Below are 12,505 nucleotides of genomic sequence, written 5' to 3'. Positions count from 1 at the left end.
GGCAGCCAGCTGTCTGACTTTGAAACCTTATCGCCGGCAAGCCGGCTCCCACAATGACAGTGCTGCATCTGACCTTGTGGCAGCCAGCTGTCTGGCTTTGAAACCTTATCGCCGGCAAGCCGGCTCCCACAATGACTGTGCTGTATCTGACCTTGTGGCAGCCAGCTGTCTGACTTTGAAACCCCATCGCCGGCAAGCCGGCTCCCACAATGACTGTGCTGCTTCTGACCTTGTGGCAGCTGGCTGTCTGGCTTTTAAACCCCATCGCCGGCAAGCCGGCTCCCACAATGACTGTGCTGCATCTGACCTTGTGGGAACTGGCTATCTGGCTATGAAACCTTATCGCCGGCAAGCCAGCTCCCACAATGACTGTGCTGCATCTGACCTTGTGGCAGCCAGCTGTCTGACTTTGAAGCCCCATCGCCGGCAAGCCAGCTCCCACAATGACAGTGCTGTATCTGACCTTGTGGCAGCCAGCTGTCTGACTTTGAAGCCCCATCGCCGGCAAGCCGGCTCCCACAATGACTGTGCTGCATCTGACCTTGTGGCAGCTGGCTGTCTGGCTTTGAAACCCCATCGCCGGCAAGCCGGCTCCCACAATGACAGTGCTGTATCTGACCTTGTGGCAGCCGGCTGTCTGGCTTTGAAACCCCATCGCCGGCAAGCAGGCTCCCAAAATGACTGTGCTGCTTCTGACCTTGTGGCAGCCAGCTGTCTGACTTTGAAACCTTATCGCCGGCAAGCCGGCTCCCACAATGACAGTGCTGCATCTGACCTTGTGGCAGCCAGCTGTCTGGCTWTGAAACCTTATCGCCGGCAAGCCRGYTCCCACAATGACTGTGCTGYATCTGACCTTGTGGCAGCCAGCTGTCTGACTTTGAARCCCCATCGCCGGCAAGCCRGCTCCCACAATGACAGTGCTGTATCTGACCTTGTGGCAGCTGGCTGTCTGGCTTTGAAACCCCATCGCCGGCAAGCCGGCTCCCACAATGACTGTGCTGCTTCTGACCTTGTGGCAGCCGGCTGTCTGGCTTTGAAACCTTATCGCCGGCAAGCCGGCTCCCACAATGACTGTGCTGCATCTGACCTTGTGGGAGCCGGCTTGCCGGCGATGGGGGCAGGACTAGAAGGTGTACTTGCCGTTGAACGACAGGTAGTCCCTGTCGGCCATGGTCCGGCCTTGGGCCAGGTCTGCCGAGCTCAGGTAGGCCACGTAGGTCAGCCCCAGCTGGAAGTTGCCCAGGTATTTGAAATCCCCGCCCAGGGTCAGGCGCTTTTCCGCACGGCCCAAACCGGAGTAGGCGCTGCCATCAATGTTCTGGGTCCAGGTGGCCTTGGTGGTCAGGTCCCAGCCATTGAATATGTTCGGATGATCGAAGTACGTGCCAATCCCCAACAGGCTGGAACCCCTGGTCTGGCCGTCGTACACGTATTTGTTGAACGTGCCGTCGGTACCCGCCCCGCCGCCGGTAACGGTCAGGTCATCAACCCCCTGAATCCGCTGGTGCACCACTTCGGCCATGAGGGTGGTTTGCTGCGCCATGAACGTCGGCCCGATCATGTACACCGCGTTGAGGTTGCCTTGCCACAGCTGGCCCCGGGCCGGTGCACCATTGCTCAGGTAGACCGCCGCACCGTCGCGGTAGCTCAGGTCGCCGGCAAACTGTACCGAGTCCCCCGCTTTGGTGGTGAAGCTGATGCCTGTCAGCTTGATGTTGTCGAAGTAACCCAACTGGTAACTCGGACCGTAGCCACTGCCCCCGACCTTGTTCAGTGAGGAGTAATGGGTCTGCCCGGTAAAGTCGAAAAACAGCGCCGGTACGCGATCGTGGTAGCGATAGTGGAACAGGCCGATTTCGGTGTTTTGGGTGATCCGGTAGCGGGTACCTATACCCCACTCGCCGCTGTTACCCGGCTTGACCGAGCCGCCATAACCCACCGCAGCTGAATCGGGCAGGCTGCTGACAATGCCGGGGGCCAGACGATAAAACTCGGCCCCCGGACCAAAGGTGTCGCTGCCGAAGTAATCACCCACCGGGTTGAGCTGGGTTTCTTCCCATTTGTATTGGTAAAAACCGAGCAAGGCCAAATCTTCATTGATCGACCACGAGCCCGACACCTGCCCCACAGGCAGGTAGGCGTCCTTGGCCTCGGTTCCCGGCACGTTGAATTTGGTCGCATCCACGGGCGCCTGTCCCTGGCTGATGTTGGGCCAGAACAGGCTCTCGCCCCAGGCCACCAGGTGCCGGCCGGCCTTGAGTGACACGTACTGATCGTCGTTGACGGTGAAGTCGCCATACACATAGGCGTCCAGCAGACGGGCCTTGCTGCCGCTGAGTTTGCGCGTGTCCCGGCTGAAGTCGTTGTAGCGCCCGGTTTTGTTGACCGTGTCCGGCGAGTCATTGTCGTTGCGCTGGTGGTACACCTCGTCATAGAAGTGGCTGCCTCGCATCACGGCACCGAGGTTGTCGTGCTTGAGCATCAACTCGCCAAATACGCTGACCCGGTTGTTGATCAAGGAACCCCGCTTGAAGTTGCGGGTGGCATCGTCGTTGTTGATGCTGTTGAGGTATTCGTGATCAGGCTTTTCTGTACGCATGGAGGCGGTGTAGTTGACCGTAAGCGACGAGTCGAGGGTGGTGTTTTCTCCCAGCTCGATGGTCGGCGCCGCCAGTACCAGGGTGCTCAAACCCGACAGTAAACCGGTCCCCACAAAACGTGTGCAGTGCTTAAGCATGCCGTGCTCCTTGTTTCTTATTGTTGTGCATCACCCGCCCGCCCGCGCACAGGCAACCTGTGGCAGACGGGTAAAGTCAGGGGGGTTGACCGTTTATTTGCCAGCCCGGCGAGCGGCTTCCGGGCCAAAGTCTCCGGGGGCCAGACCGCCCTTGTTCAGGACATAGCCGTTGCGCTGCTCATTGATCAAGTTGAAGGCCAGGTAACTGCCGGCGTTCAAGTCGTGGTACAGGCCGACACCTGCCTGCCAGGTCTGGGTTTCCGGGGCGTAGAAGTAGTTGACCATCGAAGTACGCCACAGCTCGCCACGGTTGTCGTAGTTGTCGCCCATGACCGGAAACCAGCTGTCCTCGTCGATGTACATCGTGCGCTTGCCATACAAATGACGGTTGCCGGGTTTGAGCACACCTTCGAGGACCCAGACGCGGTGCAGTTCATAACGCATGTTGTCGGGGTTGATGTGGCCCGGGGTCAGCATCCCGGCGTATTTGAGATCGCTGGCGTGCAGACGCGCGGTGTTGTAAGGGATATACAGCTCTTTTTTGCCAACGATATTCCAGTTATAGCGCTGGGCCGAACCGTTGAAGATCCGTACTTCGTCGACCGTGATCGAACCGCCGGAGCCCGGGAAGGCCATGTCAAAACCGTAGCCCGGCGACTGCCGCACGCGCCGGGTGCCCGGGTCGTAGCGCCAGCTCTGGCGCGGCTCGGTCTTGTCGTTCCAGTACTCGGTACCGGTGTTGATTTCGCCCTTGTCGCGCTGTGGCAGCAGGGTTTCGTTGAGGTAGAACGAGGAGTTGCCGGTGGTATCACCGATCTTGCCCGGCTCCAGCCCCGGCGCCATGTTGCGCGAGTGCACGCGGCCCCAGTTGATATTGCCGTCCTTGAGCACATAGGCGTTGTCCGAGGTGTATTCCTCAGTCCAGGCCCTGACCGTGAACAGCGAGGCATTTTTCAGCAATTCAATGCCGTTCTGCGGGATCGGAAACGCGACCCCGCCGGTACGGGCCACCACGCCTTCGCCATCATCCACCAGCTTGGCGACCGAGGCGTTTTCCAGAGTGGCCTTGCACACCGTGTCGGAAAAACGGAAATCGCGGTGGGACGGGTACACCGGCATGCGGAAGGTTTGCGGGTAGAGCTTGAACAGGGCTTTCTGGCCCTCGGACAGGTGCGCACCGTACTGACTCAGGTTTTGCGCGGTAATCACGAACAACGGCTTCTCGTTGGGGTAAGGGTCGATCGGATGTTTACCTGTGCCTTCGAACTTCATGCCGGGAGCCGCCCCCAGCCATTGGCCGCCGAACGGCGGGATAGTGCCCTCGGCGTTGCCCGCCTGCTGGGCGCCGACACAGGTCAGATCCTTGCCCAGCCGGGCAATCTGGTCGGCTGGGGCCTGGGCCTGGAGCGGCCCGCTGTAACTGTGCAAAACCAGAGCGACTGACAGCCAGCCGCCCACCTGAGAAAGACGTCGCATGGGGGTGTTCTCCTTGTTATTAGACGTACATGCCGATCTGCAGGAGCGCCCTTGCTCGCGATGCAGACACTGCAATTCTTCAATGGGTAGCGGCGATGCCATCGCGAGCAAGCTCGCTCCTACAGATTGACAAGCGGTTGATCGCAGGAAGCGCGTACGCTGGATGGTCTTTTGTTCACCAGCGGCTTGCCCAGGTTGAACCACGCAGCCAGCGCCGGGAGCAGAAAGATCGCGCCCAGTACGTTGACCAGAAACATGAAGGCCAGGAGCACGCCCATATCGGCCTGGAACTTGAGGGGTGCAAACACCCAGGTACAGACCCCAAGGGACATGGTGACGGCGGTAAATACGGCCGCCGTGCCGCGCTGGCACATGGCCCGGTAGAACGCTTCGCGCAGGTCTTGCCCGGCCGCCATCTCGTGCTCAATGCGCTCGTAGAGGTAGATCCCGTAATCCACCCCCACCCCGACCCCCAGCGCCATGACCGGCAAGGTCGCGACCTTGAGGCCGATGCCCAGCAGAGCCATCAGGGCATTGCACAGCACCGCCACAATCGCCAGCGGCACCAGAATGCACAGCACCGCGCGCAATGAACGGAAGGTCAGCAGGCAAAACAGCGCCACGGAGAAGAACAACGCCGCCAGCATCACCACCTCGGCCTGCTTGACCGCTTCATTGGAAGCGGCCATGACCCCGATGTTGCCGCCCGCCAGATGGAAGGTCACACCCGGCACCTGGATGGCGCCAATGATGCGCTTGGCCTCCCCCAGTACATGGGCCACGCTGGCCCCTTCGTGATCGGTCAGAAACACCAGAATCTGCATTTTCTGACAGCTGTCGGTGACCAGCCCCGAGTCCGGCGAATAGGCATAGGCGCCCTGCTGCAAGCCCTGGGCGGAACCCGGAATCGCGGCCCAGCGCGGGTTGCCTTCGTTGTTGCCGGCAATCACTTGCTTGGCCATGCCGGCCACGCTTTGCACCGATTGCACACCTGGCACTTCGCGCATCTTGAAATCGAAGGTTTCGACCGCGCGCATGACTGCCGGGTCGAGGCAGGCTTCACTGCGCCCGCCAATGGTCAGAAACACCGAGAGCACATCCAGGCCGATGGAGTAGTTGCTGATGATTTTCTGGTTGTCCTGGTTATAGCGCGAATCGGCCCGCAGCTCCGGAGCCCCGGAACCAATGTCACCAATCTGCAGTTCACGGGCCTTGTACGCCCCCGCTGCCAGCAGCACCAGGCTGATGGCGAAGACCCACAGTGCCGGGCCAGGCGTGGCCAGCGCCGACAGCCGCCACCACAGCGGATGGCGCCGGGTCGAACCGCGGCTGCGGGCATTGAGCAGATGCGGCTCAAGTTGCAGATGGGCGATGATCAGCGGCAGCATGATTTTGTTGGTGATGATCATCAGCATCACGCCGATGCACGCGGTAATCCCCAGTTCGTGAACGATGGGAATATCGATCAACATGATCACCCCGAAGCCCAGGGCATTCATCAGCAAGGCCAGGGCCCCCGGGATGAATATCTTGCTGAAGGCAGCCTTGGCCGCACTGACCGAATCGCTGCCTGCCAGCACTTCCTGCTTCCAGGCATTGGTCATTTGTACCGCGTGGGACACGCCAATGGAGAAGATCAGAAACGGCACCAGAATCGACATCGGATCGATTCCCAGGCCCAGTAACGGCAATAAGCCCAGGAGCCAGATGACCGGCAACAAGGCCACCAGCAGTGCGACCATGGTCAGGCGCAACGACCGGGAATAGACCCACAGCAGCAGGCCAGTAATCAGGAATGCGATGGCGAAAAAACCCATCACCGTGTTCAGCCCCTCGACCACATCGCCCACCAGCTTGGCGAAACCGACGATGTTGATTTCGATGTCGGCATTACTGTATTTGGCGCGAATGTCTTCGAGGCTGCGGGCGATTTGCACATAGCTCACCGGCTGCCCGGTTTTCGGATCGGTGTCTTGCAGGTCGGCCCGCACCATGGCCGATTTCAGGTCGTTGGCCAGCAGCCGGCCAATCTGCCCGGAGCGTGCGGCATTGCTGCGTACTTGCTGCAGGTCTGCGGGGGTTGCCGCATATTGCGGCGGCACCACCAGATCACCGACGTAGCCTTCTTCGGTGATTTCGATATAGCGCACGTTGGGTGTGAACAGCGAGGTGACGCTGGGCCGGCTGACCCCGGAGATATAGAACACGTCGTCCGTGACCTGTTGCAGGGTCTGCAGGAACTCGGGGTTGTAGATATCGCCCTGGCCCTTCCAGTGCACGCTCACCAGTAGCCGGTTGGCCCCGGTGAAGATGCGGCTGAAATCCAGAAAGTTGAGCATGTAGGCATGGCGCACCGGGATCTGCTTGTTGAAACCCGGGTCCAGCCGTACGTGGGTGGCGCTGTAACCCAGGCCCAGGGTTATCAGCAGAAAAAAACCCAGCAGGGATTTTCGGTGCGTCATTAACCGGTCGGCGCAACGGTTCACAAAACGCTGCATGGGAGGGACTTTATGAGCGTCGGCCATTTCGACCTCGCACAGCTAATGAAAAGACGATGGCGCTCATGCTCACGATCCCTCGCACATTCTTATTATTTTTTTGGGTTCCGGCCTGTTCAGCCAGTGGGATCGATAATCAAGCTGGCCCGAAACCCGGACATCGTCCATAAGGCCTAGGCTGTTTGAGGGGAAGATGGATGGCGTGCGGGCGCTGCCCGTTAACAGCCGTTGCAGAGCAGTTGGCGAAGGCTACGTCCGCTTGCGAAGCAATCGTAATCCGCAGGGCCGGGGTTATCTGAAGAACCGCGGGGCATGACTTTACGACGGTTTCGCAACCGGACTCAGCCTCGATTCTCTCGTCAGCTGCTACAGGTACAGGGCAATTGCCGAAAGGGGCTACAGGTTTGCGGAGCGCGTCAGCGTCACTCTTTGCTGGCCTTGAAGGTCAACTCGCCCTTGGGCCATTTGGCGGCTTTGGCAGTGACGGCTTTCAATGTTTTGCTCAAGCCTTCGGTAAGTTGCTCTTTGGCAGCAAAGATCAACATCACGGTCTGGCCTTCTTTGAATACCACGCCTTCACCCAGAGGTGAGGCGACATAGGCGTAATCACCGATGCCGTAAATGGTGGTCTTGATATCACGGAATTTTATTTCGAACTTGCCACCTTCACGGCTGGGCAACACTGCTGCGCGAAAATGATCGCCGACCTTGAGTTCAAGACCCGGTTTGTCATCTACCACCAAGGCTGTTTCGGTATCAATTTCAGCGATGTAAATACCTTCGGCGTTTTGTTCAGTTACGTATACAAAGCGCGAGTGGAACAGCTTGACCAAACGTGCCCGCAAGTCACCCAAAACGAACAACGCATGCATTTCCAAATTACTGACTGCCAACGCAAAACCCTCGAAAACCTGAAATGGAACTGTCCGGGCAAACCACCGACAGCAAAAATTAATTGAAAACCCGAGTACGACAAGTGCTCCTGACTGCTCGAATCAGGAGTGGCATGTAACATCTGGACTAAATAGAGCAACGCCATGATTACCCCGGCGAACAGGCACAACAGAGTGAAGCAGCGCCTGCATCAGCGAAAACTGGCTGAAAAAAATAGCCGGGGGGCACCATTCTACCGGGTCATGCCCGAAGATGGGTATATACATCCTCTTCTCTATCAAGCAATCAATCAATTTTTTTGCCGGATTGAGTCTGTGCCCGGCAGGGCTTTCGTCGCGTGAATGAGTTAACTGCGCCACTGAGAGTCAACTACTGCCATACTCGCGTAAAAATCGACCTGGCCCATGCCGCCGGGTCATGCAGGCTTCATTACCTCCAAGGGAAAGCGACACGTGACGGAATTTGATATTGGCGAATTTTTTATCCGCGGTGAGTCCAAAGACGTCGACGGCGAATTTCAGGCAGTGATCATCATGCGCGCCAAGCCACCACTAACGACAGTCACCTTCCATCAGGTCGAAAAGGATCGCTGGTTCAAGACAGCCGAACTGGCAGCAGATGCCGCCAAACAATCGGCAAAAGAATTAAAGGCTGCAGTGGACGCCGGCGCCCTCAACTCCTAGTGCCAACCTGTGTATTGCATCAAGCGCGCTGAGCATGCCCCCTGTTGCACAGTTGGCCGGCATTCAGCTGCGCCAGCCATGCCGCGCGGCACTCTTCGGCTTCCGGGCGACTGGAAAAAGCCGTCCCGCGCTGCTCACCATTGACCAGCACCACCCAGCAGGCCTTCTGCCCGGTATCGCGCAAACTCTTGGGCACACCACTCCCGATCATTACGGCAACATCAACTTGATTGGACATGATGGTTTCTCCAGCTATTAGTTAGGCACCTAACGATGTCGGCTATATTAGTGGCTAACCGTCGCCGGAAAAAGCTATCTACGGCATAGATCAATTGCATAAGCCGTAACAATCTTCTGCTTTGCCTAGGCGTAATCCGGTGCTTTCTGATCGAAGACCCAGCGCCCGCCTTCCTCGGGGATATTGAAGAAAGCCCTTTGCAGCACGGCCTCGCCCGCCCCCACGCCGGGGTTCCAGTTGGCCGACTGGTGGATATAGCGCTGGCGCAGCAAACGTTCTTCATCGGCGCTCAGCTTGATCGTCCCCTGGCGCACCTGGGCCTCAAGCGTGGCCATTATGGGCTTCAGCTCATCGGGCAACGCGGCCTGGGCATCGGTCAATGCGTTGAAGGGCACACCGTGCTCAACCGCCAGGCCATGCATGATCCGCAAATGCACCCGGGCAAGACGGCCATCGATCCTGCGCTGCATGAACACTGCAGCCTGTACCCGTTTCATCGGGTCTTCACGGCTACCTTCCTTGCGTTCAAGAGTGCGGATCTGCAGGAAATTCTCCGCAGCGCGGGGATCAATCAGGTCTTCGGCCTGCCATGCCAGCAACTGAGACTGGGTCAACTTCCAGGCCCGGGTCTGTTCAATGGCTGTGGACGGCTGCACCAGATTGCTCTGCCAGCGGCTCAAAAAAACCTGTTCCAGCATATCCAGCGGATAACCGCCGCCGACGTCGGCATGCGCCCCCGGCACCGCAATATCCAGCGGCCACTGTGGCGCGATGCGACTCAAGGAAAAATTTCGCCGTTGTTCATCCCGCGCGCTCAACTGGACCACCTGTTGCGCGCAGTCCGGGCCCAGGTACAGGTTGAGTCCGGGATTGATGTCATCGGCCACATCCCCCCAATCCTCCAGCCCGCCCATGGCGGCGACTGTGTCAAACAGACCAATAAAGTGGATGGAGCATGCAAAGTCGGCGGCCAGGGCAAACTGGGCGGTAAATGCGCTGGCGTTGATCTGGTTCACAAAATGCCGGGCCGCCGCCGCGCCGCGACTGAAACCAAACAGGTCCAGCTGCAAACGGCTCAGGGTATTGGGGGGCAGCTGCGCGACAAAGTGTTGCAAGCACTCCGTCAACCGGGTCCGGGCCAGTTCAGCCTTGCCCAGCACCCCCGTATGGCCACGACCATAGGTCTGGCCCGGAAACTGAGTATCGGCCGCGCCGGTGGTGGTGCCGATACCGCTGATATACAGCGAAGTCACGGCATGGCCAGCAGGGTCAAACCCTGACTGGGCCGGGTAGCACTGATGCAGCTTGGCAATATTGGTCACAGCAGAGCCATAGCTGCTGCCAGGATCAATCAGCAGCCCCTGTTCCTGACGCTGCTGTCCCTGCAGGCTATTGAACTGGTTATTGGCCGTCCCATCGAAAAAGATGCCGACCCGCAACACTGCTCCCGCGTTGCTTGAATTGCTCATCAATCCTGCCCTCGATTATTTCTACTGCGCGCAATAATGCCGCGCCCAATATAAGACGCAAGAAGCACGGCCAGCTCAAGATTCGGAAATTGTTTTGGAGGGGGTTACAACAATGGCTGCAATACGAACGACTGCAGGACCCGACTGATGCCGGAACCGCGTGGCGCGGCTCCGGCAAAGCAAACAGTCAGGCTTGACGCTGATGCTTGTCGATTTGCTCATGGCGCTCTTGAGCTTCGATGCAGTACTTGGTGGTCGGGCTGATCAGCAGGCGCTTAAGGCCAATTGCCTCGCCGCTGTCATCACACCAGCCGAAGCTGTCATCTTTGATGCGTTCCAGTGCTTGTTCCAGTTGAGGCAGCATGCGCTGGTCGCGATCGATAGAGTTCACCAACCAGGTACGCTCTTCTTCAACCGAAGCGGCGTCCGCAGGGTCAGCTGGAGTGTCCAGGCTTTCGATCGCGATGCGGTTCTGCTCAATACGCTCGTGGGTTTCAACCTTCATGTTTTGCAACAGCTCGCTGAAAAAAGCATGTTGCTCGGCATTCATGTAGTCATCCGCCGGCATGGCCAGCAACTTATCCTTTGTCATTGATTTCTCTATAAAAAATACGTGCATTAAGGCGAATTAGGGAGCGTCCTGACCGTTCTTCATCCCAACCAGTTAGGTGCCATCTATTTCAAGCGCCACCCGGCACTCAATTTACGAGGGGCGGCAGTCTAAGGCCGACTTATCGAGTCAGCAACTGAAATGACAGCTATTTGTCCAGCAAAACATGGAAAACGACGAAAAACCTGTTACGCAGGGGCTAATGGAGTGCGTTTATCGCAAGAAATTCAATTGTTGCCCTGAAAATGCCCCCAGTGCGGACTTCTGTCCCGCTCCCTCCTACAAACCTCGCTCATTGCTGGCCTCAAGCAAGGGTTCCTATTGTGCGGCTCCTCTCCAGATAGCCAAGGAATAGTCATCATGACTGCCCCGACTGACCACACGACGCCCTCCCCCGAGATCAAATCCGCCCCCAGCCTGCTCAACAGCGGTGACCTGTATTCCGGAGCCTACAACTTTATGAGCAGCATCAGTGCCGGGGTCGATCCGCGCACCGGTGGGTTCTCGGCCTCGGTGAGCCTGCCCACCGGCGCCGCCAACGATTTGCGCGGACCCATCAGCCAGTTGCGCCTGAGCCATAGCCCGCTGATGGCCGAAGATCAGGGCTTCGGTCTGGGCTGGATGCTCGGCACCACCTCCTGGGACGGCGCCAGCCAACAACTGCAACTCAATTCCGGCGAGCGCTTTCGCGGTGAAATTGTCGGCCAGAGCATGCGTTTCCCGGATGTGCGTTTGCCGGTAGTCGCAGTGACCGTTCAGCGTCAGGAAATGTGGGTCAGGCATAACGACGGCAGCTGTGAACGCCTGATCCCGCTGGCCGGACACTCCAGCCTGTGGGTGGTGAGCACTCTGGTGGGCGCCGACGGTAGCGCCTTGACCTTTGACTGGCGTTCGGTCGGCAACGCGGCGTACCTGCAAAAAGTCAGTGATGCCCAAGGCCGCACGGTGCTAGCTCTGGCCTACGAGGGCGTGACAACCCGTCTGACGTTGCAACCGGATACCCCCGCACAGGTGGTGATGTCATTTCATCGGGTCTCCGGGCAGTTACGCCGGGTGACAGTGGACGGACTTCCCGACAGTGGCTGGCAGTTTGAGTACAGCCGCAGTGATTCAGGTCTGTTGCTGCTGAGCAAATGCACCCAGCCCACCGGCAGCAGCGAAGAGGTGACCTATAGCGAGGCAAAGGGTCTGGCGTTGCCGCCGGGGGCGCCGTTTGCGCGGATGCCGGTGGTCAGTCAGACCCGCAAAGACCCGGGGGACGGCCAACCGGTGCAGCTGGTGCGTTATGACTACGGCCTGTACGGCAGCAATAACTATTTTGGTTGGCCGGCAGTGCGCCAGTGGCGCAACCGCGAGGACAATCTCTACCACCTGACCGGGGGCGGCGATTTCCTTTATGGCTCCACCGAAACCCTGATGGATGCCCGGGGTACTGTTTTGCAAACAGTGTCCCGCACCTTTAACCGCTTTCACCTGCTGACCCGTGAACGCACGCTACAGGGCCAGACCCTGCAAGAAACTGAAACCACCTATTACGACGAGCCGTGGCTGCCCATTGCCCGGCAACTGCCGTATTTCCAGTTCCCGCACAAGGTCATTACCCGTAAGGCGCAGCTGGATGGCCAACGGGTACTGCGGGAGCTTGTTACCGAAGAAGAAACCCGCTACGACGAACTGGGTAACCCGGTGTGGCACCGCAATGCCCTGGGCGGGATTGAAGAGTCAGAGTACTACCCGGTGAGCGGCGAGACCGACAACTGCCCGGCCGACCCACTGGGCCGCATCACCCGTCTGAAAAGTCGTACGATCAGCCCGCCACCCGACACCGAAGGCCCGGTCAAGCAGACCCGCTACCGTTATCAGGCGCTGCCGGTACGTCAGGATGCTCCGGCGTTTGCCT

At 58.8% G+C, this 12,505-nt stretch carries 8 protein-coding genes and 1 pseudogene; 2 read left to right on the top strand and 7 right to left on the bottom strand.

Going from position 1 to position 12,505, the window contains the following annotated elements; translation table 11 throughout:
• Positions 1 to 1,123 precede the first annotated feature (1,123 nt).
• The 4 genes from FEZ21_RS12660 to FEZ21_RS12645 all read right to left on the bottom strand — a co-directional run bounded on the left by FEZ21_RS12660 (position 1,124) and on the right by FEZ21_RS12645 (position 7,604).
• Positions 1,124 to 2,737 carry a DUF1302 domain-containing protein gene (locus FEZ21_RS12660; protein WP_003446423.1) on the bottom strand — a complete coding sequence of 538 codons (1,614 nt, stop codon included), beginning with the start codon at positions 2,735 to 2,737 and terminating at the stop codon, positions 1,124 to 1,126.
• A gap of 93 nt (positions 2,738 to 2,830) precedes the next feature.
• On the bottom strand, positions 2,831 to 4,213 hold the full coding sequence (locus FEZ21_RS12655) for a DUF1329 domain-containing protein (protein WP_003446421.1): 1,383 nt from the start codon (positions 4,211 to 4,213) through the stop codon (positions 2,831 to 2,833).
• A 119-nt stretch (positions 4,214 to 4,332) separates the two neighbouring features.
• Positions 4,333 to 6,711 (bottom strand): RND family transporter, encoded by a 2,379-nt coding sequence (locus FEZ21_RS12650; RefSeq protein ID WP_160627326.1) that lies wholly within the window; start codon positions 6,709 to 6,711, stop codon positions 4,333 to 4,335.
• 422 nt (positions 6,712 to 7,133) lie between these two features.
• Positions 7,134 to 7,604: a hypothetical protein gene (locus FEZ21_RS12645; protein WP_029612994.1), complete on the bottom strand. Its 471-nt coding sequence runs from the start codon at positions 7,602 to 7,604 to the stop codon at positions 7,134 to 7,136.
• 453 nt (positions 7,605 to 8,057) lie between these two features.
• Between FEZ21_RS12645 and FEZ21_RS12640 the strand changes: the two genes are divergently transcribed.
• Positions 8,058 to 8,288, top strand: a complete 231-nt coding sequence (locus tag FEZ21_RS12640; protein WP_003446415.1) for a hypothetical protein — start codon at positions 8,058 to 8,060, stop codon at positions 8,286 to 8,288.
• Between the two features lie 19 nt (positions 8,289 to 8,307).
• Here FEZ21_RS12640 and FEZ21_RS12635 read toward each other — a convergent pair whose 3' ends face one another.
• The 3 genes from FEZ21_RS12635 to FEZ21_RS12625 form a co-directional block, all read right to left on the bottom strand.
• On the bottom strand, positions 8,308 to 8,526 hold the full coding sequence (locus tag FEZ21_RS12635) for a hypothetical protein (protein ID WP_003446414.1): 219 nt from the start codon (positions 8,524 to 8,526) through the stop codon (positions 8,308 to 8,310).
• Positions 8,527 to 8,651: 125 nt separating this feature from the next.
• Positions 8,652 to 9,995: a DUF2235 domain-containing protein gene (locus FEZ21_RS12630; RefSeq protein ID WP_160627324.1), complete on the bottom strand. Its 1,344-nt coding sequence runs from the start codon at positions 9,993 to 9,995 to the stop codon at positions 8,652 to 8,654.
• Positions 9,996 to 10,182: 187 nt separating this feature from the next.
• On the bottom strand, positions 10,183 to 10,587 hold the full coding sequence (locus tag FEZ21_RS12625; RefSeq protein ID WP_003446412.1) for a TraR/DksA C4-type zinc finger protein: 405 nt from the start codon (positions 10,585 to 10,587) through the stop codon (positions 10,183 to 10,185).
• A gap of 378 nt (positions 10,588 to 10,965) precedes the next feature.
• Between FEZ21_RS12625 and FEZ21_RS12620 the strand changes: the two are divergent.
• Positions 10,966 to 12,505, top strand: a pseudogene (locus tag FEZ21_RS12620) (hypothetical protein); the annotation flags it as partial.

This window comes from Pseudomonas sp. 9.1(2019) (assembly GCF_009910445.1).
Lineage (GTDB): Bacteria > Pseudomonadota > Gammaproteobacteria > Pseudomonadales > Pseudomonadaceae > Aquipseudomonas > Aquipseudomonas paraversuta.
This window is presented reverse-complemented; position numbering and strand designations above follow the sequence as displayed.

Coding starts and splice junctions, on each gene's coding strand:
- FEZ21_RS12660 (WP_003446423.1), bottom strand. CDS start 2,737: ATGCTTAAGCACTGCACACGTTTTGTGGGGACCGGTTTACTGTCGGGT.
- FEZ21_RS12655 (WP_003446421.1), bottom strand. CDS start 4,213: ATGCGACGTCTTTCTCAGGTGGGCGGCTGGCTGTCAGTCGCTCTGGTT.
- FEZ21_RS12650 (WP_160627326.1), bottom strand. CDS start 6,711: ATGCAGCGTTTTGTGAACCGTTGCGCCGACCGGTTAATGACGCACCGA.
- FEZ21_RS12635 (WP_003446414.1), bottom strand. CDS start 8,526: ATGTCCAATCAAGTTGATGTTGCCGTAATGATCGGGAGTGGTGTGCCC.
- FEZ21_RS12630 (WP_160627324.1), bottom strand. CDS start 9,995: ATGAGCAATTCAAGCAACGCGGGAGCAGTGTTGCGGGTCGGCATCTTT.
- FEZ21_RS12625 (WP_003446412.1), bottom strand. CDS start 10,587: ATGACAAAGGATAAGTTGCTGGCCATGCCGGCGGATGACTACATGAAT.